Annotated in this window: 16 protein-coding genes and 1 pseudogene; 11 read left to right on the top strand and 6 right to left on the bottom strand. The window is 72.0% G+C overall.

The window, feature by feature from the left end:
* The first annotated feature begins 209 nt into the window (after positions 1-209).
* The 4 genes from OG780_RS07340 to mmpA all read left to right on the top strand — a co-directional run bounded on the left by OG780_RS07340 (position 210) and on the right by mmpA (position 2,401).
* Complete coding sequence (locus tag OG780_RS07340) at positions 210-839, top strand: DUF3887 domain-containing protein (RefSeq protein WP_328445873.1); 630 nt, start codon at positions 210-212, stop codon at positions 837-839.
* 96 nt (positions 840-935) lie between these two features.
* On the top strand, positions 936-1,274 hold the full coding sequence (locus OG780_RS07335) for a hypothetical protein (RefSeq protein WP_328445870.1): 339 nt from the start codon (positions 936-938) through the stop codon (positions 1,272-1,274).
* Between the two features lie 195 nt (positions 1,275-1,469).
* Positions 1,470-2,159, top strand: coding sequence for an endonuclease V (locus OG780_RS07330; RefSeq protein WP_328445868.1), 690 nt, complete (start codon positions 1,470-1,472; stop codon positions 2,157-2,159).
* A gap of 95 nt (positions 2,160-2,254) precedes the next feature.
* Positions 2,255-2,401, top strand: a complete 147-nt coding sequence (mmpA, locus tag OG780_RS07325) for a morphogenic membrane protein MmpA (protein WP_328445866.1) — start codon at positions 2,255-2,257, stop codon at positions 2,399-2,401.
* A 43-nt stretch (positions 2,402-2,444) separates the two neighbouring features.
* Here the strand turns inward: mmpA and OG780_RS07320 are convergent, their stop codons facing one another.
* Positions 2,445-3,617: a saccharopine dehydrogenase family protein gene (locus tag OG780_RS07320; protein ID WP_328445864.1), complete on the bottom strand. Its 1,173-nt coding sequence runs from the start codon at positions 3,615-3,617 to the stop codon at positions 2,445-2,447.
* Between the two features lie 141 nt (positions 3,618-3,758).
* Between OG780_RS07320 and OG780_RS07315 the strand changes: the two genes are divergently transcribed.
* The 6 genes and pseudogenes from OG780_RS07315 to OG780_RS07290 all read left to right on the top strand — a co-directional run.
* The gene (locus tag OG780_RS07315; protein WP_328445862.1) at positions 3,759-4,139 is read left to right on the top strand and encodes an MmcQ/YjbR family DNA-binding protein; all 381 of its coding nucleotides are present in this window, start codon (positions 3,759-3,761) and stop codon (positions 4,137-4,139) included.
* 177 nt (positions 4,140-4,316) lie between these two features.
* Positions 4,317-5,453 carry a CaiB/BaiF CoA transferase family protein gene (locus OG780_RS07310; protein ID WP_328445861.1) on the top strand — a complete coding sequence of 379 codons (1,137 nt, stop codon included), beginning with the start codon at positions 4,317-4,319 and terminating at the stop codon, positions 5,451-5,453.
* Between the two features lie 118 nt (positions 5,454-5,571).
* Positions 5,572-6,714, top strand: a complete 1,143-nt coding sequence (locus OG780_RS07305; protein ID WP_328445860.1) for an acyl-CoA dehydrogenase family protein — start codon at positions 5,572-5,574, stop codon at positions 6,712-6,714.
* A gap of 21 nt (positions 6,715-6,735) precedes the next feature.
* On the top strand, positions 6,736-7,950 hold the full coding sequence (locus OG780_RS07300; RefSeq protein WP_328445859.1) for an acetyl-CoA C-acetyltransferase: 1,215 nt from the start codon (positions 6,736-6,738) through the stop codon (positions 7,948-7,950).
* Between the two features lie 38 nt (positions 7,951-7,988).
* The gene (locus OG780_RS07295) at positions 7,989-10,181 is read left to right on the top strand and encodes a 3-hydroxyacyl-CoA dehydrogenase NAD-binding domain-containing protein (protein ID WP_328445858.1); all 2,193 of its coding nucleotides are present in this window, start codon (positions 7,989-7,991) and stop codon (positions 10,179-10,181) included.
* Positions 10,182-10,415: 234 nt separating this feature from the next.
* Positions 10,416-10,688 (top strand): annotated as a pseudogene (locus tag OG780_RS07290) (thiamine pyrophosphate-binding protein); the annotation flags it as partial.
* Positions 10,689-11,203: 515 nt separating this feature from the next.
* Here the strand turns inward: OG780_RS07290 and OG780_RS07285 are convergent.
* From OG780_RS07285 to OG780_RS07275, 3 genes are all read right to left on the bottom strand, one after another.
* Positions 11,204-12,688, bottom strand: coding sequence for a sugar ABC transporter ATP-binding protein (locus OG780_RS07285; RefSeq protein ID WP_328445857.1), 1,485 nt, complete (start codon positions 12,686-12,688; stop codon positions 11,204-11,206).
* 1 nt (position 12,689) lies between these two features.
* Entirely contained in the window at positions 12,690-13,757 is a 1,068-nt protein-coding gene (locus tag OG780_RS07280; protein WP_328445855.1) for a sugar ABC transporter substrate-binding protein, read from the bottom strand.
* Positions 13,758-13,841: 84 nt separating this feature from the next.
* A complete protein-coding gene (locus tag OG780_RS07275; RefSeq protein ID WP_328445853.1) occupies positions 13,842-14,870 on the bottom strand; it encodes an ABC transporter permease in 1,029 nt (342 codons plus the stop codon).
* A gap of 142 nt (positions 14,871-15,012) precedes the next feature.
* Between OG780_RS07275 and OG780_RS07270 the strand changes: the two genes are divergently transcribed.
* Complete coding sequence (locus OG780_RS07270; protein ID WP_328445851.1) at positions 15,013-15,738, top strand: SDR family NAD(P)-dependent oxidoreductase; 726 nt, start codon at positions 15,013-15,015, stop codon at positions 15,736-15,738.
* Positions 15,739-15,801: 63 nt separating this feature from the next.
* Here OG780_RS07270 and OG780_RS07265 read toward each other — a convergent pair whose 3' ends face one another.
* Both OG780_RS07265 and OG780_RS07260 read right to left on the bottom strand, forming a co-directional pair.
* On the bottom strand, positions 15,802-16,500 hold the full coding sequence (locus OG780_RS07265) for a MerR family transcriptional regulator (RefSeq protein ID WP_328445849.1): 699 nt from the start codon (positions 16,498-16,500) through the stop codon (positions 15,802-15,804).
* A gap of 215 nt (positions 16,501-16,715) precedes the next feature.
* Positions 16,716-17,954: an MFS transporter gene (locus tag OG780_RS07260; protein WP_328445847.1), complete on the bottom strand. Its 1,239-nt coding sequence runs from the start codon at positions 17,952-17,954 to the stop codon at positions 16,716-16,718.
* Positions 17,955-18,011 lie beyond the last annotated feature (57 nt).

The raw sequence follows: 18,011 nt of genomic DNA, 5'->3' as shown, positions 1-18,011 counted from the left end.
CGGCTCGCGGTACCGCTTGAGACCGGGTGTCGTCTTCGTCGCGATGAACTCGGCGACGCGATACGCGCACGATGCACGCCGCCCGGGCCCGGACCCGGCGCGAACGCGGGTGCCCGGCACGCCCCGTCCCCGGCACGGCCGGCACTCCCGCGGGCGAAGGTGTAAAGGAATCCTTGACGCGCTCGATCGCGTAAAGGCATCCTTTACATGTGACCGATTCTTCGCCGTCCCTCACGGCCGTATGCGCCCGGCTCGCCGAGCAGGCATCGGCCCTGGCCGCCTCTCTGGGCAGCCCGGTGACCCCTCCCGCCTACCTCGACCTGGTCGGACGCGCCCGGGGCATCGATGCCCTGGGCGAACAGGTGCTCAAGCTGTGCGTCCAGCAGTCACGCGACGCCGGTCACACCTGGCAGGAGATCGGGGACCTGCTCGGAGTCACCCGCCAGGCCGCCTTCCAGCGGTTCGGCAAGCCCATCGACCCCCGAACCGGAGAACCCATGGACAAGACAGTGCGCATGACCGACGCCGCGGAACGCGCCCTCACCATCGTCACGGCCGTCCTCGAAGACCGCATGGACGACGCCCGGCCGTCGTTCAACGCGCAGGTCCTGGAGGCCTTCACCGACAAGGTCCGGGCCGACGGCCTGGCCACGGTCGCCGGACTCGTCGGCGCGTTCGAGGGCTTCGCGGAGGGCGAGCCGTTCGTCCGGCGCGTCGGCGACCACACCGTCGTCGACATCCCCCTGAACTACGAGGCCGGTGACATGAAGGCCCGGGTCGCGTTCGACTCCGACGAGAAGGTCGCCGGAATCTTCGTCCTCGCGCCAGAGGTCCCGTGACGTGTCCGTCCACATCGGCCCGCGACCGGGACGCCGATCCGCCGGCGCGGGGACAGGAGCGGGCGATCGGCCCGCTGTGAGCACCGGGAGATGCGCTTGAGTCACGAGAGCGCGACGCCCTATGACGACGGCGGGATCCGCTGCGACGAGCGGGGCCTCGCCATCCGGCGCTACTACCCGTGGGGGACGAAGTGGATCCCCTACACCTCGATCAGAGGCGTCAGCCGGCTTCCCGTGACCGGCGCGAACGCGGTGCGGAAGTGGCGCATCTGGGGCTCGGGAGACCTCGTCCACTGGTGGAACCTCGATGCGCGGCGGCCCCGTAAGAACACGGTGCTGGTGATAGATGTCGGACACCGTGTACGTCCCACGATCACGCCCGACGACCCGGACGCCGTCCAGCGCATCCTCGCCGAGCGCGTCGACGGCGGGTGATCGGGACCGGCCGGCCTGTCGGAGCGCGCGCACTCGCAGGTGTCTTCAGGCGGGCCCGTAGAGCTGCCGGGCTGGTTCAGGCCCAGCCGGAACGGCTTGAGTCGGCCCCGGCCGGCTCGTCCGCGGGCCCGCCGAGAGGAGGGCCGCGGACCCCGTCGCCGTGAATGTCGATCAGTCATTAGGCTCGTCCGCATCATGACGACCGTGAGGATTCCCGCGGGCTGGCCCGCCACCGAGGAACAAGCCCGCGCCGTGCAGGACGAGTTGCGCGAGCGCGTGGTGCTCGACGAGCCGGGCCCGCCGCCCGGCACCGGCCGGGTGACGGGCGTCGACGTCGCCTATGACGACGAGCGGGACGTGGTGGTCGCGGCGGCCGTCGTCCTCGACGCGGCGACCCTCGACGTCGTGGCGGAGGCCACCGCCGTGGGCCGGGTCTCCTTCCCGTACGTCCCCGGACTGCTCGCCTTCCGCGAGATCCCGACCGTCCTGGCCGCGCTGGAGGCCCTGCCCTGCCCGCCCGGACTGGTCGTCTGCGACGGATACGGACGCGCCCACCCGCGCCGTTTCGGCCTCGCCAGTCACCTCGGCGTCCTCACCGGACTCCCCACGATCGGGGTCGCCAAGAACCCGTTCACCTTCTCCTACGAGGAGCCGGGCGCCCGGCGCGGCAGCGCCTCACCGCTGCTCGCGGGCACCGAGGAGGTGGGCCGCGCCGTGCGCACCCAGGACGGGATCAAGCCCGTGTTCGTGTCCGTCGGCCACCGTGTGGACCTCGGCAACGCCTGCGCCCACACCCTCGCGCTCACCCCGAAGTACCGCCTGCCGGAGTCCACCCGCCGGGCGGACTCCCTGTGCCGGCGGGCACTCCAGCAGGCGACTTCCTGACTCCGCCCACCCGTCGGCCCACCGGCGCACGTGAGTACGGATTCTGAGTACCCGTACGGATGTACGGCCGCGCCGCGACCGGCAGGCTGATCCGCATGACGACACATCAGGCCCCGAAGCCCTCCGCCGAACCCCCGCGGCCCGTCGGGCGGGCGGTGACGGCCGCGCTGGCCCTCGCCGTTCCGGCCGGCCTGGCCTGGACGGCCGGGATGATCTACACGGTGATCGTCTGGGCGTCGTGAGGATCGAGCGACCCTCACGAACGCGCCAGGCGGACGTCAGCGGCTAGCGCACCGCCGCCACCCGGAAGGTGATCCCCGCCGCGACGAGCCGTTCCAGCAGCGCGTCGCCCATCGCCACCACGGGCGTGACCTGACCGGACGTCTTCGGCAGCTCGTCGAGGGCCAGGGACAGGGCGGACTCGGCGAGCATCTTCGCGGTCTCCCCGTAGCCGGGGTCGCCTCCCGACACCTCGGTGAACACACGCCGGCCGCCGCCCTCGCCCACGAACCGCACCGAGAACCAGCTCTTGGCACGGCGTGCGGCGCTCGGCCCCTCGCCGGGCTTGAGCCGGTCGGACAGCCAGCGGCGCGCCGGCGGAAGCTGGGCGGCGGCGAAGAGCGCGCTCACCCCGGCGACTCCGCCGAGAGCGATGGGCAGCCGTTCGACGGCCGCGTAGTGGCGGTAGCGGAAGTCCGGCCCGTACCGCGCCAGGGCCCGAGCCGAGCGCTGCACCACCTGGGCGTCGATCGTGGGCAGCGGCAGGGCCCACGCCCCGACCTCCGGGGCGAACCGCGGCGCTCCCAGCGGGGCCTCGACCCGCCGGCCCATCAGGCGCGGTTCGTGGTGCCTGCGCTCCCGCGCCGCGGCGAGCATGTGCCGGCCGCGGGCGAACTGGTTGAGTGCCGAGGCGAACGTGCCGCCCGAGAACATCGCCTGGGAGCGGACGAATCCCTCCACCCTCAGCGGCACGTCCTCCGGGAGCTGCCGCACGGTGAAGTAGACACCCAGGTCGTGCGGGATCGAGTCGAAGCCGCAGGCGTGCACGAGTCGCGCGCCCGTCTCCCGCGCGCGTGCGTCGTGCCGCACGTACATCAGGTCCACGAACTCGGGCTCGCCGGTCAGGTCCAGGTAGTCGGTGCCGGCGTCCGCGCAGGCGGCCACCAGCTCCTCCCCGTAGGTGATGTACGGCCCCACGGTCGAGGCCACCACGCGCGCCTGCCGGGCGAGTTCGCCCACCGAGTCCGGGTCCGTCACATCCGCCCGCAGCACACCGGGCGCGCCGCCGAGCCGCTCCCGCAGCCGTTCCAGTTTCTCGGCACTGCGTCCGGCGATCGCCCACCGCAGTCCCTCGGGCGCGTGAGCGGCCAGATATTCCGCGGTGAGCTCCCCGACGAACCCCGTGGCTCCGAAGAGCACGATGTCGTACGCGCGGTCCGGCTCGTTCACCCTGCTCATGACACCCTCCACCCCTGTGGGCTGCGTTCGAACGTGCGGTCCGCGCCACGTCGTGCGCGAAGCGCCGTTGTCGGTGGCTGAGGCTAGCGTGAGGTACGAACAGTCGGACGACGAGGTCGCACGAACAGGCCGGAGGCAGCCGTGACCGTGTCGAAAAACGCGCTGAAAAAGTGGCAGAAGGTGCGTGGGTTCGCGCTCGGCCTGCCCGGTGCGTCGGAGGAGTTCCCCTGGGGCGAGACGGTCGCGAAGGTCAACAAGAAGGTCTTCGTCTTCCTCGGTCTCGACGACGGCAGTTACCCGCTCGGCGTCACGGTCAAGCTCAAGGACGAGGCGGCGCACGCCCACGCGCTCACCTCGCCGGGTGCGCAGCCCGCCGGATACGGCCTGGGCAAGGCCGGCTGGGTGCGCGTGCCCCTGGAGGAGCAGGGGGCCCCGGCGGCGGAGCTGCTGTGCGACTGGATCGAGGAGAGCTACCGCGTCATAGCACCCAAAAGGCTGATCGCGGAGCTGGACGGGCGCTGATCGCGATGCCCGGGCCGACGGGGACGGCGACACCGGTCCCGGTCCTGTCCCGGAGCCGGAGCCGCTCCCGATCCCGGAATTTAACTAAGCGCTTGCTCGCCAAGGGCTTGCCCGGAGTGGAACACGTTCTTAACATCACTGATGTCACATCAGTGGTGTCACAGTGCTGGGGGCTTGATGACAGCGGCAGGAACGCCGGGGCACGGTCCCCTCGCCGGGGTGCGCGTGGTCGAGCTGGCGGGCATCGGTCCCGGCCCGTTCGCCGCCATGCTGCTGGCCGACCTCGGAGCGGACGTCGTCCGGGTGGACCGGCCCGGCGGCCCCGGGCTCGGGGTCGACCCGGCCCACGACATCACCAACCGCAACAAGCGGTCCGTGATCATCGACCTCAAGGCCGAGGACGGCGCGTCCCGCGTCCTCGACCTGGCCGAACGGGCCGACATCCTGATCGAGGGCTACCGCCCCGGCGTGGCCGAGCGGCTCGGCGTGGGCCCCGAGGACTGCCGTGCCCGCAACCCGGGGCTCGTCTACGGCCGGATGACGGGATGGGGCCAGGAAGGCCCGCTCGCCCAGCGTGCCGGGCACGACATCGCCTACATCGCGCTCACCGGCACCCTCGGGATGATCGGCGACCCGGACAGGCCACCGGCGGTCCCCGCGAACCTCCTCGGCGACTACGCGGGCGGCTCGCTCTACCTCGTCGTCGGCCTCCTCGCCGCCCTGCACCACGCGCGGGCGACCGGCACCGGCCAGATCGTGGACGCCGCCATCGTCGACGGCACCGCGCACCTCTCGACGATGATCCACGGCATGATCGCCGCGGGCGGCTGGCAGGACCGGCGCGCCGCCAACCTCCTGGACGGCGGGTGCCCCTACTACGGCACCTACGAGACCGCCGACGGCCGGCACATGGCCGTCGGCCCCCTGGAGCAGCGGTTCTACGACCAGTTCGTCGACCTGCTCGGCATCCCCGAACTCGGTCCCGCCCACAAGGACCCGGCGCGCTGGGAGGAACTGCGCACGGCGGTCGCCGACCGCTTCAGGGCCCGTACGAGAGACGAGTGGACCGCCGTCTTCGAGGACACCGACGCGTGCGTGGCACCGGTCCTGTCCCTGCGCGAGGCGCCCGGACATCCGCATCTCGCCGCCCGGGGCACGTTCGTGGACCACGAAGGCATCACCCAGCCCGCCCCCGCCCCGCGCTTCTCGGCCACCCCCACCTCGGTCCGCGGCGGACCGGCCCTGCCGGGCGCGGGCACGGCGGACGTGGCCCGTGACTGGGACGTACCCGGGCTGACCAAGGACGGCGGCTGATGGGATCGCGCCGGCCGCCGGCTCCCGGCCGGGGCCCGGCGCCCGCTCGCGCCTGCGCGAGCCCCGGCACCGGCCTCCACGAAGGTTTCCGTACGCACTCCAGGAAGGTGCTTCCCGCATGAAGCGGCAGATCTTCACCGCCGAGCACGACGCGTTCCGCGAGACCGTGCGCACCTTCCTCGCCAAGGAGGTGCTGCCCCACTACGAGCAGTGGGAGAAGGACGGCATCGTCTCCCGCGAGGCCTGGCGGGCGGCCGGGAAGCAGGGACTGCTCGGACTCGCCGTGCCCGAGGAGTACGGAGGCGGTGGGAACACCGACTTCCGCTACAGCGCCGTGCTCGCCGAGGAGTTCACGCGCGCGGGAGCGGCCGGTCTGGCCCTCGGACTGCACAACGACATCATCGGTCCGTATCTGACGGACCTCGCCACCGAGGAGCAGAAGCGGCGCTGGCTGCCCGGCTTCTGCGACGGCTCGATCATCACGGCGATCGCGATGACCGAGCCCGGCGCCGGCTCCGACCTCCAGGGCATCACCACCCGCGCGGAGGACAAGGGCGACCACTTCCTGCTCAACGGCTCCAAGACCTTCATCTCCAACGGCATCCTCGCCGACCTGGTGATCGTGGTAGCGAAGACCACCCCCGAGGGCGGTGCGCGCGGGCTGTCGCTGCTCGTCGTCGAGCGGGGCGCGGAAGGCTTCGAACGCGGCCGCAACCTCGACAAGATCGGCCAGAAGTCGCAGGACACCGCCGAGTTGTTCTTCAACGACGTGCGTGTGCCCAAGGAGAACCTCCTCGGCGAGCCGAACGGCGCGTTCGTCCACCTGATGACGAACCTCGCGCAGGAGCGCATGGGCATCGCCGTCGCCGCCATCGCCGGGGCCGAACACCTGCTGGAGATCACCACCGGGTACGTGAAGGAACGCGAGGCGTTCGGGCGGCCGCTCGCGAAACTCCAGCACATCCGCTTCGAGATAGCCGAGATGGCCACCGAGTGCGCCGTCACCCGCACCTTCCTCGACCGCTGCATCGTCGACCACTCCGACGGCGAACTCGACGCGGTGCACGCCTCCATGGCGAAGTGGTGGGCCACCGAACTGCAGAAGCGGGTCGCCGACCGGTGCCTGCAACTGCACGGCGGCTACGGCTACATGACGGAGTACCGGGTCGCACGGGCCTTCACCGACGGACGCATCCAGACCATCTACGGCGGGACGACCGAGATCATGAAGGAGATCATCGGCCGCTCCCTGCTCGGCTAACCCTCCCCGAAAGGCTTACCAGTGAGCACCGAAGCGTACGTGTACGACGCGATCCGCACCCCGCGCGGACGCGGCAAGCAGAACGGCTCCCTGCACGGAACCAAGCCCATCGACCTCGTCGTCGGGCTCATCCACGAGGTGCAGCGACGCTTCCCGGGCCTCGACCCGGCTGCCATCGACGACATCGTCCTCGGTGTCGTGGGCCCGGTCGGCGACCAGGGCTCCGACATCGCCCGTATCTCCGCGATCGCCGCCGGGCTGCCCGACACGGTGGCCGGCGTCCAGGAGAACCGCTTCTGTGCCTCGGGCCTGGAAGCGGTCAACCTGGCCGCGATGAAGATCCGTTCGGGTTGGGAGGACCTCGTCCTGGCGGGCGGCGTCGAGTCGATGTCGCGCGTGCCGATGGCCTCGGACGGCGGCGCGTGGTTCGCCGACCCGATGACCAACCTGGCCACCAACTTCGTGCCGCAGGGCATCGGCGCCGACCTCATCGCCACCATCGAGGGCTTCTCCCGCCGCGACGTCGACGAGTACGCGGCCCTCTCCCAGGAGCGTGCCGCCGCGGCCGTGAAGGACGGCCGCTTCGAGAAGTCCGTCGTCCCCGTCAAGGACCGCAGCGGTCTCACGGTCCTCGACCACGACGAGTTCCTGCGCCCCGGCACCACCGCCGACTCGCTGGCGAAGCTGAAGCCGTCGTTCGCCGACATCGGTGAGCTGGGCGGCTTCGACGCGGTCGCGCTGCAGAAGTACCACTGGGTCGAGAAGATCGACCACGTCCACCACGCGGGCAACTCCTCCGGCATCGTCGACGGCGCCTCGCTGGTCGCCATCGGCTCCAAGGAGGTCGGCGAGCGCTACGGCCTGACCCCGCGCGCGCGGATCGTCTCCGCCGCCGTGTCCGGCTCCGAGCCGACCATCATGCTCACCGGCCCCGCTCCCGCCGCCCGCAAGGCGCTCGCCAAGGCCGGCCTGACCATCGACGACATCGACCTCGTCGAGATCAACGAGGCCTTCGCGGCCGTCGTCCTGCGCTTCGTGAAGGACATGGGCCTGTCGCTGGACAAGGTCAACGTCAACGGCGGCGCCATCGCGCTGGGCCACCCCCTCGGCGCCACCGGCGCGATGATCCTCGGCACCCTCGTCGACGAACTGGAGCGCCAGGACAAGCGGTACGGCCTCGCCACCCTGTGCGTGGGCGGCGGAATGGGCATCGCCACGATCGTCGAGCGCGTCTGACCTTCCCAACGGATCAAGGATCTACGGAGCATCCCCTGATGAGCACTGAGCCCACCACCATCCGCTGGGAACAGGACGAGACCGGTGTCGTCACCCTCGTCCTGGACGATCCCAACCAGTCCGCCAACACCATGAACCAGGCGTTCCGCGCCTCCCTCGCCGCGGTCACCGACCGCCTGGAGGCCGAGAAGGACTCGATCCGGGGCGTCATCTTCACCTCCGCCAAGAAGACCTTCTTCGCGGGCGGCGACCTGCGCGACCTCATCCGGGTCACCCCCGAGACCGCCCAGGACCTCTTCGACGGCGGCCTCGCCATCAAGCGGAACCTGCGCCGCATCGAGACCCTGGGCAAGCCGGTCGTCGCCGCCATCAACGGCGCGGCGCTGGGCGGCGGCTTCGAGCTCGCCCTCGCCTGCCACCACCGGGTCGCCCTCGACACCTCCGGCACCAAGATCGGCTGCCCCGAGGTCACCCTCGGCCTGCTCCCCGGAGGCGGCGGAGTCGTCCGCACCGTGCGCCTGCTGGGCATCGCCGACGCCCTGCTGAAGGTCCTCCTCCAGGGCACGCAGTACAACGCGACGCGCGCCCGGGACAACGGCCTCGTCCACGAGGTGGCCGCCACCCCCGAGGAACTGCTCGCCAAGGCCCGCGCCTTCATCGACGCCAACCCCGAGTCGCAGCAGCCCTGGGACAAGCCCGGCTACCGCATCCCCGGCGGCACCCCGTCGAACCCGAAGTTCGCGGCCAACCTGCCCGCCTTCCCCGCCAGCCTGCGCAAGCAGACCAACGGCGCCCCCTACCCGGCCCCCCGCAACATCCTCGCGGCCGCCGTCGAGGGCTCCCAGGTCGACTTCGAGACGGCTCAGGTCATCGAGGCCCGCTACTTCGTCGAGCTGGCCGCGGGCCAGACCTCGAAGAACATGATCCAGGCGTTCTTCTTCGACCTCCAGGCCGTCAACTCCGGCGCCAACCGGCCCCAGGGCATCGAGCCGCGCCCGGTCCGCAAGGTCGCCGTCCTCGGCGCCGGGATGATGGGCGCGGGCATCGCCTACTCCTGCGCCCTCGCGGGCATCGACGTCGTCCTCAAGGACGTCTCGGCCGACGCGGCGGCCAAGGGCAAGGCGTACTCCGAGAAGCTCTGCGCCAAGGCGGTCTCGCGGGGGCGTACGACCCAGGAGAAGGCCGACGCGCTGCTCGCCCGGATCACGCCCACCGCCGACCCGAACGACCTCGCGGGCTGCGACGCCGTCATCGAGGCGGTCTTCGAGGACACCGCGCTCAAGCACAAGGTGTTCCAGGAGATCCAGAACATCGTCGAGCCCGACGCGCTGCTCTGCTCCAACACCTCCACCCTGCCGATCACCGCCCTCGCCGAAGGCGTCGAGCGGCAGGAGGACTACATCGGGCTGCACTTCTTCTCGCCCGTCGACAAGATGCCGCTGGTGGAGATCATCAAGGGCGAGCGCACCGGCGACGAGGCACTGGCCCGCGCCTTCGACCTGGTCCGCCAGATCAAGAAGACCCCGATCGTCGTCAACGACTCGCGGGGCTTCTTCACCTCCCGCGTCATCGGGCACTTCATCAACGAGGGCGTGGCGATGGTCGGCGAGGGCATCGAGCCCGCCTCCGTCGAGCAGGCCGCGGCCCAGGCCGGCTACCCGGCCAAGGTCCTCTCCCTCATGGACGAGCTGACGCTCACCCTGCCGCGCAAGATCCGCAAGGAGTCGAAGCAGGCCGTCGAGGAGGCGGGCGGCACCTGGGAGACCCACCCGGCCGAGGCCGTCATCGACCGCATGGTGGACGAGTTCGGGCGCCCCGGACGCAGCGGCGGAGCGGGCTTCTACGAGTACGGCGAGGACGGCGGGCGCGGTCTTCTCTGGCCCGGTCTGCGCGAGCACTTCACCAAGCCGGGGTACGAGATCCCCTTCGAGGACATGAAGGAGCGCATGCTCTTCTCCGAGGCGCTGGACACCGTCCGGCTCCTGGAGGAAGGCGTCCTGACCTCCGTCGCCGACGCCAACATCGGCTCCATCCTCGGCATCGGCTTCCCCGGCTGGACCGGCGGTGTCCTGCAGTACATCAACGGCTACGAGGGCGGGACCGGTACCGGACCGGCCGCGTTCGTCGCCCGCGCGCGCGAGCTCGCCGAGCGCTACGGCGACCGTTTCCTCCCGCCGGCGCTGCTCGTCGAGAAGGCGGAGAAGGGCGAGCGTTTCACCGACGCGGCCTGATCCGTGCGGACTGGGTCGCACCCCGGCCCAGTCCGCACCCCGGCACACACGGGACCTGGGGACACGCCGCGCCACGGCCCGCGGCACATCAGAGCACACGTCGCCCGGCACACGTCGTCCCGGGCACCCGCCCCGAGGCGACGTGTCGCTGAGTGGTACGAGGGACTTGCTCCACGGGGGCGGGCACCGGACGCTGACCGGCGAACCGGTACCCGCCGACGCCGAGGAGCCCCCATGGGCCGCCGCCCCGCCCTCGCCCTGCTGGACATCCTGCGCGGCGAGGGCGTGGACCGTGTCTTCGGCAACCCCGGTACCACCGAACTGCCCTTCCTGGCCGCCCTCACGGAGGCCGAGGACGCACCGGAGTACGTCCTCGGCGTCCACGAGGGCGCCGTCGTCTCCATGGCCGACGGCTACGCCCGCGCGACCCGGCGTCCGGCCTTCGTCAGCCTGCACATCGCCGCAGGACTCGCCAACGGGCTCATCGGCCTGCTCAACGCCCGCCGCTCCCGCACCCCGCTGGTGGTGATGGCGGGCCAGCAGGACCGCCGCCACCTCCAGCAGGACCCGATGCTGTCGGGCGACCTCGTCGGGCTGGCCCGCCCCGCCGTCAAGGCGGCCATCGACGTCCAGCACGCCCGCGACCTGCCGCTCGCGGTGCGCCGGGCTTTCGCTCTCGCGGTACGGCCGCCCGCCGGACCGGTGTTCCTGTCCGTGCCGATGGACCTGCTCGCGGAGGACACCGAGGTCGAGGTCCCGCGGCGCACGCCCGTGCCCCGCGCCGGCCCGGCCGTCGGTCTGGACCGTGCCGCCGTCCTGCTGGGCCGAGCGGCCCGCCCCGTCGTCGTGGCCGGTGACGGCGTGGGTCGCGACGACGCCCTCGCGGCGCTCGTGCGCCCTGTCCGCGTGACCGGCCCGGCGCCGCGTCCGGCGGGCGCTCACCGGTCGTACGGCCCGGCGTCCCGGTCAGCCGGCACGGCGCCGCCCCGCGCGGACCGTGCCCGGCGCCGCGCGGACCGCCCTCAATGCCGCGCGGTCCGCGTCACCCCCGACTGCATCGCCACCGCCAGCGCGTGTTCCGTGAGCTGTCCGCCGTGCACCTCGCCCACGAGCCGCCCCCGGACGAACACCAGCACCCGGTCGCACAGCTCGGCCAGTTCCGCCGGGTCGGTGGAGGCCGTCAGCACGGCCGCCCCCGACGCCGCCAACTCGCCGATGATCCGGTGCATTTCGGCGCGTACGCCGATGTCCACACCCCGGGTCGGATCGTCGAGGACGACGATCCGCGGCTCGATGGCGAGCCACTTGGCGAAGACGACCTTCTGCTGGTTGCCGCCGGACAGCCGGGCCACGATGTCGTCCGGGGCGCCCCGCAGCCGCAACCGGTCGGTCAGAGCCGACGTGCTCCGGATCAGCCGGGCGCGCGAGGGCAGCATTCCGCCGCGCCCCAGGCTCAGCCGGCTCACCGCGGTGACGTTCTCCCAGACCGTACGCCCGGTCATCAGCCCGTAGCGCTTGCGGTCGCCGGGTACGAAGGCCACGCCCGCGCGCACCGCCGCCCGCAGGGACCGCGGCAGCCCCCGCCCGCCCACATCGACGCGCCCGGCGGAGATCGCCGTACGGCCGCACACCACCTCCAGCGCGGTCAGATGGCCCGCTCCCTGGAGCCCGGCCACCCCCACCACCTCGCCGTCCCGGACGGTGAACGTGACGTCGGTGAGCCGCCCCGGCACGCTCACCCCGGACAACACCACCGGCGGGGGCCCGTTCCCGGCCACGCGTGTACGCCGTACGGGCCCCGGCGGGGCGCCACCGAGCATGGCCGTCACCAGTTCCGGCACGTCGACGTCGGCCCGGTGGACCCCGGCCAGCGCGACCCGTCCGTCCCGCAGCACCGTGACGCGCTGCGCGAAGCGCATGACCTCCTCCAGGAAGTGGGTGACGTACAGGACGGCGATGCCCCGTGCCGTCAGCGCGCGCAGTACGTGTTCCAGGCGGTCCACCGCGGCGGCGGGCAGCGCGGAGGTCGGTTCGTCGAGCACCAGCACCTGGGGACGTCGCAGCAGTGCTCGGGCGATCTCGGTCAATTGCCCGTCGGCCAGGCTGAGTTCGGCGAGCGGTGTGCCGGGGTCGATGTCGAGGCCGAGTTCGGCGAGCACCGGCCGGGCCGCGCGGTCCATCGCGCGCCGGTCGAGCAGGCCGAACCGGCGCGGGGGAAGGCGGGGGTAGAGGTTCTCGCGGACGGTGAGGTCGGGGAAGAGGCTCAACTCCTGTGACACGACGGCGATTCCGCCCGAGCGCGTCTCGCGCGCCGCGCGTACCGTGCCCTCGTCCGGTGTCGAGGTGCCGGACAGGACGCCCACCAGCGTCGACTTGCCGGCGCCGTTCTCGCCGACCAGCGCGTGCACCTCGCCGCCGCGCAGGCTGATGCCCACGCCGTCCAGGGCTCTGACCCCGCCGTAGGACTTGACCAGGCCGTACGCCGTCAGCAGTTCGCCGTCCCCCATGTCAGCGCGCGTCCTTCAGTGGTTTCAGCTGGGCCTTCTGATCGTCCAGCAGTTTGTCGATGGTCGGCTTGTACCAGTCGTAGGCGGCCTGCGCGGACTTCTGGCGCGCGATGATCTCGTCCACGTCGGACCGGTCGACCACTCCGCCGGGGGACAGGAACCAGCCCTCGGGGAGTTCGCCGTCGTGGTCGCGTACGGCTTCGATCAGCATCGACGTGGACAGATAGCCCTTGAGGAAGTGCTGGGGGTCGATGGTGACGAAGTTCGAGCCGTCCTTGACCGCTTCGAGGGTCTTCGGGTCGACGTCGAAGCCCGCGGTGAGCCAGCCGCCGTGCTCGGCCTTCTTGATCTTCGCGAGGTTGTAGCTGTCGGCGTCGCCGACACCGAGGAAGGCGAGCGCCTTCGGGTGCGCGTTGACCTGCGCCGACCAGGCGCTGTAGTTCTGCCCCGGATCGCTGTACGTCTGGAACGGGCCGAGGATCTCGATGCCGGGGGCCTGCTTCCTGAAGGTGTCCGCGATGCCCTTCGCCCGGTTGTCCAGCACCGGCGTTCCGGGGTTGGGCACGCCGATCACGATCTGGCCCGTGGGATCCTTGCCCAGCCGTTCGAGAGCCTCCGTCGCCATCAACTCGCCCAGCGCGTAGTTGTCGTTGCCCACGTAGAAGCCGATCTTGCTGCCGTCGGTCGGCGAGGTGTCCAGGGCGACGATCGGGATGCCCTGGTCGACGGCCCGGGCGGCGGGGCGGGTGAAGATCGGCGGGTCGAGGTTCTCCAGGACGATGCCGTCCTTGGCCCGGGCGGTCAGGTTCTGGAAGAGCTGCACCTCGGCGGGTCCGTCCGTGTTGGGCGGCCCGACGGCCTTGAAGTTCACGCCGCCTTGGTGGCTCGCGGCGCTCTGGGCGCCGAGGACCATCTCGTGGGCGAAGTTCAGGCTGATGTTGGCCACGGCGATGCCCATGTCGAGGCGGCCGCCGCTGCCGTCGGAGCCGCTGCCGGAGCCGCATCCCGCGGCGGCGAGCAGGGCCAGCGCGGCGGGCACGGCGAGCAACGTACGCGATCGGGGGTGCATCACGGCCTCCAGGCGGATCCGGACGGGCTCTGAAGTCCGGAAGGGGAACCTCCGGACGGGTACGGGGGTACTGCGCTCGGGACCTCAGCGTCGGCGGCGGCCGGTTCTGCGCAGCGTGCTGTCCGCCGCGACCGCGACGAGGATCACGCCGCCGGTCGCGAACGACGTCCAGTTGATGGGTACTTCGAAGAAGACGAGTCCGGAGGCCACCACGGCCAGGATCATCGCCCCGGCGACCGCGCCGACCACCGAACCGCGCCCGCCGGCCAGCGGAGTACCGCCGATGATGCAGGCGGCGATGGCCTGCAGTTCGTAGCCCTGGCCGAGCGTCGGGTCGCCGGCCCCGTAGAACGCGAGCGCGAGTGCCGCCGCGCAGGCCGTGGTCAGTCCGGACAGGGCGAGCGCCTGCACCCGGGTGCGGACCACCGGGATCCCGCTGAACTCGGCGGCCTCGGGGTTGGATCCGATCGCCCGCACCCGTGCCCCGTAACGCGTCCGGGTCAGCACGACCGTCAGGACGACGACCACGCCGAGCAGGACCCACAGCGCGAACGGCACCCCCGCCGCGTCACCGCCCGCCAGGGTGAAGAAGGAGTCGCCGAGCGGCAGATCGGTGATCTGCTTCCCGTCGGCGAGCGCGAGTCCGACACCGCGGTAGAGCATCAGCGTGCCGAGCGTCACGATGAACGAGGGCAGCGCGAGCAGTGTGGTGACCAGCGCGTTGAAGACGCCGAGGGCGACGCCGGCGGCCAGCATCACGGGGACCGCCAGCCAGGGCGGCGTACCGTCGCGCACCAGCAGCGCTCCGACGACCAGGCACAACGCGTAGGTGCCGCCCACCGACAGATCGACCTCCCGCATGGCCAGCGCGAAGACCATCCCGCAGGCCATCAGCGAGATGTAGACGGAGTTGTGCGCGGTGGTGAGCAGGTTGTCGGCGGCGAGGAAGTCCGGGTAGGGGACACCGATCGCCGCGACCAGGAGTGCGAGCACGACGAGCACCCCCAGCTCGTCGCGCACCAGCCGGCGCGACAGCCTGGCCGACCACCGTCGCCCGCCGTCCTGTTCGCGGGCGTGCTCGGCGTCGTCCACGGCATGCTCGGTCTTGGCCATCGGGCACGGCTCCCGTACGTACGGCTGACGCTGGGCGGGTCGCCCCGCAGCGTGGGCCCGGCGAACGCCCGCGGCAACAGGGCCGTTCCGGCGAGTGGAATGTGCTCTTGCCGGGTTCCGGACGGCTGGCCACACTCGGCGCATGCAGACACGTACCGCCCTGGTGACCGGAGCGGCGCAGGGCCTCGGACAGGAATTCGCCGTCGCGCTCGCCGGGCGCGGCTACCGGGTCGCGGGCCTCGACCTGGTCCCGCAGCCCGGGACGGCCGAACGCGTGCCGGACTATGTGGAGTTGATCGCCGACGTGACCGACGAGGCGCAGATCGCGTCGGCGCTCGACCTCGTCATCGAGCGGTTCGGCACCCTGCACGTGCTGGTCAACAACGCCGGTGTGTACCCGGAGTCGGCCTTCGAGGACACCACGCCCGAGGAGTGGCGGCGGGTCATGCGCGTCAACCTGGAGGCGCCGTTCCTGATGGCCCGTGCCGTACTGCCGCATCTGAAGGCGGCGGGCTGGGGCCGGATCGTGAACATCACGTCCGCGGCCGTGCTCACGGCACCGCCCACGATGGTCGCGTACGTCTCCTCGAAGGCCGGACTGATCGGCCTCACCCGGACGCTGGCGTCCGCGCTCGGACCGTACGGCATCACCGTCAACGCGATAGCGCCGAGCATGGTGCGGACCGCCACCGCCGAACGGACCGTGGGCGCGGACGGCGGTTTCGAGCGTGTCCTCCTCCAGCAGGCCGTCCCGCGCACCCAGCAGCCGTGCGACCTCGTCTCGACCCTCCTGTACGTGGTCGACGAGGGCAGCGGCTTCCTCACCGGCCAGACCCTCAACGTGGCAGGCGGATCGGCCTACTTGTGAGCGCCGGTACCGTCGGGCGGGCCCGGCCGGACCCCGGCCCCCGGCGGGAGAGCCCGCCTCGGATCAGGACTCCTTGAGCCATTCCCGCAACTCGTCCTTCAGGGAACGCTGGAACGCGGTCAGCAGTGCCTGCACCACCAGCGGCTGCATGTGCGCCGACAGCGACTTCACGGCCGCCACGGACTCCTGTTCGCCCACGGCGTTGCGCAGCAGGCCGGACAGCGCGTGGGCCGCCGCGCGCGAGTGCTCCAGCAGGACGGTCCGCGCGGCGAGGATCGTCTCGTCCGCGATCGGTACGTCCAGGAGCTCCAGGCCGAGCTTCAGCAGCCCGGGGTCCAGCCGGACCGGGTCCCCCGTCCCTTCGACGACGCCCATAGCGGCGAGCCGCTCCAGGTCCGCGTCACGAAGCGGCCGCCCGGCCCGCCGGTCCAGTTCCTCCCGGGTGACGTCCTCCATCGCGTCGGGCGCCCAGGAGGCCACCACGGCACGGTGGATGGCGAGGTCGTGCGCGCTCAGACCGGGCGGCAACTGTGTCAGATGCCGCTCGATCGCGGCCAGTGTCATGCCCTGGTGCTGCAACTCCTCGATGAGCGCGAGCCGGGCCAGATGCTCCTGGCTGTAGTGGCCCACCCGGCGGGGGCCGATGACGGGCGGCGGCAGCAGGCCCCTGGCGCTGTAGAAGCGGACCGTGCGGACCGTCACGCCCGCCCGCGCGGCCAGTTCGTCGACCGTGAGCGCAGGCTCCTCGGTGTCCGTCGTCATGGCAGGTCCTCGCCTCTCGCGTCGTGCGGCGCGCGCCCATGGTGACGGGTGACGGCGCGGTGCAACAGTATTGCTGTCCCACCAGTGTTGTGAAAGCTTCTGTCCGGAGCGACGCGGGTCGCGGCCCGCGGTCCGCGTGGTCCTCCGAGCCGACCGTGCCGGAAGCGGTCATGACCGCGGTTGCCGGGACGGCGCCGACGTGACGCCCACCCGGCTCACGAGTCCGCTCGACCCCGGTGGCTGCGACCGAGCCGCGTTCCCCGGTCCTTCTCGGTGGCGACGGCGGAGGCGGAGACGAGCGTCGCTGCGGCGAGGCTGCCCCAGAGGGCGGCCGGGCCGTGGGGTGCGAGAGAGGTGATGACCGCCGGGGAGACGGCGAGGCCGAAGCCCGTGGAGAGCTGGAAGCGGGCGAGGGCGCGTCCCAGGGCATGGGCAGGGGCGAGGTCGGTGACGAGCGCCGTGGCGCTGCCGGCATAGATGATCTCGCCGATCGTGCAGACCACGGACACCGCGGCGACGGCCGGGGCACCCCAGCCGTGTCCGAGGGAGGCGGCCGCGAGGAAGCCGAGGTAGGACGCGGTGAGCACCACGCCGGCGATTACCAGTACGGCCCGCCGGGAGAAGCGGAACATCAGGACGGTGACCGGAACCTGCAGGGTGACCACCAGCACCGTGTTGGCCACGAAGACGGCGGCCGACCACACCGGGGACGCGTGCAACTGTGTCACCAGGACCAGGGGGAGCGCGATTTCGGGGAGGTTGAGGCAGAAGACGTAGACCACGTTGGCGGCCAGCAGCGACCGCATCCGGGGTGCGGGCCCGTCGTCCCTGTCCTCGGCCGGGGCGGTGGCCGGACGCGCGCGCAGGTGGACCGACCAGGCCAAGGCCGCCGCGGTGAGATACGCGAGCCCGGTGACGGCCGCCAGCGCCCGCAACGCGGTGGTGCCGCCCGCCAGACATACGGTGGCGAGGAGCGCGCCCACGCCCAGGCCGGCGTTGCGCAGGGCGCGGCCTCCCGCGAGGGCGGCGTCGCGTTCCCGGCCGTGGGCGACCGTGGCCACGAGAGCCGCGTGGGCGGCCGGCCATGCCTGGTTGCCGATGCCGAGGAAGAGCGCCGCCGTCGCGAACAGCCCGGCGTGCCCCGCCGGGGTGGCCAGCAGCAGCGCGACGCCCAGCACCCGCACCAGCATCGATGCCGCCACGACCGTGCTGCGTGCGCCCCGGTCCAGCCATCGGCCCACCGCGGGCATGCACACCAGACCCACGAGGACGCCGACCGTCATGGCGATGCCGGTGACCGGTGCGGACAGCCTTAGCACCGTCACCCCGTAGAGCAGCAGAAAGGGCCGCAGCAGGCCGGTGCCGAGTGCGTCCACGGCCAGGGCGACGGCATAGCGGGAGCCTCCGGAGGCACGGACGAGGGCGCGGGGCCGGATTGCGGTGGTGGTTGGCATGGCGCCAACGGTGCGTTCAACCACCGTGCCGGCCACGTCGGTTGACGGACACCGTCA

Source organism: Streptomyces sp. NBC_00386, from assembly GCF_036063235.1.
Lineage (GTDB): Bacteria > Actinomycetota > Actinomycetes > Streptomycetales > Streptomycetaceae > Streptomyces.
This window is presented reverse-complemented; position numbering and strand designations above follow the sequence as displayed.

Coding starts and splice junctions, on each gene's coding strand:
- OG780_RS07330 (WP_328445868.1), top strand. CDS start 1,470: ATGACGACCGTGAGGATTCCCGCGGGCTGGCCCGCCACCGAGGAACAA.
- mmpA (WP_328445866.1), top strand. CDS start 2,255: ATGACGACACATCAGGCCCCGAAGCCCTCCGCCGAACCCCCGCGGCCC.
- OG780_RS07320 (WP_328445864.1), bottom strand. CDS start 3,617: ATGAGCAGGGTGAACGAGCCGGACCGCGCGTACGACATCGTGCTCTTC.
- OG780_RS07310 (WP_328445861.1), top strand. CDS start 4,317: ATGACAGCGGCAGGAACGCCGGGGCACGGTCCCCTCGCCGGGGTGCGC.
- OG780_RS07305 (WP_328445860.1), top strand. CDS start 5,572: ATGAAGCGGCAGATCTTCACCGCCGAGCACGACGCGTTCCGCGAGACC.
- OG780_RS07295 (WP_328445858.1), top strand. CDS start 7,989: ATGAGCACTGAGCCCACCACCATCCGCTGGGAACAGGACGAGACCGGT.
- OG780_RS07285 (WP_328445857.1), bottom strand. CDS start 12,688: ATGGGGGACGGCGAACTGCTGACGGCGTACGGCCTGGTCAAGTCCTAC.
- OG780_RS07280 (WP_328445855.1), bottom strand. CDS start 13,757: ATGCACCCCCGATCGCGTACGTTGCTCGCCGTGCCCGCCGCGCTGGCC.
- OG780_RS07275 (WP_328445853.1), bottom strand. CDS start 14,870: ATGGCCAAGACCGAGCATGCCGTGGACGACGCCGAGCACGCCCGCGAA.
- OG780_RS07270 (WP_328445851.1), top strand. CDS start 15,013: ATGCAGACACGTACCGCCCTGGTGACCGGAGCGGCGCAGGGCCTCGGA.
- OG780_RS07265 (WP_328445849.1), bottom strand. CDS start 16,500: ATGACGACGGACACCGAGGAGCCTGCGCTCACGGTCGACGAACTGGCC.
- OG780_RS07260 (WP_328445847.1), bottom strand. CDS start 17,954: ATGCCAACCACCACCGCAATCCGGCCCCGCGCCCTCGTCCGTGCCTCC.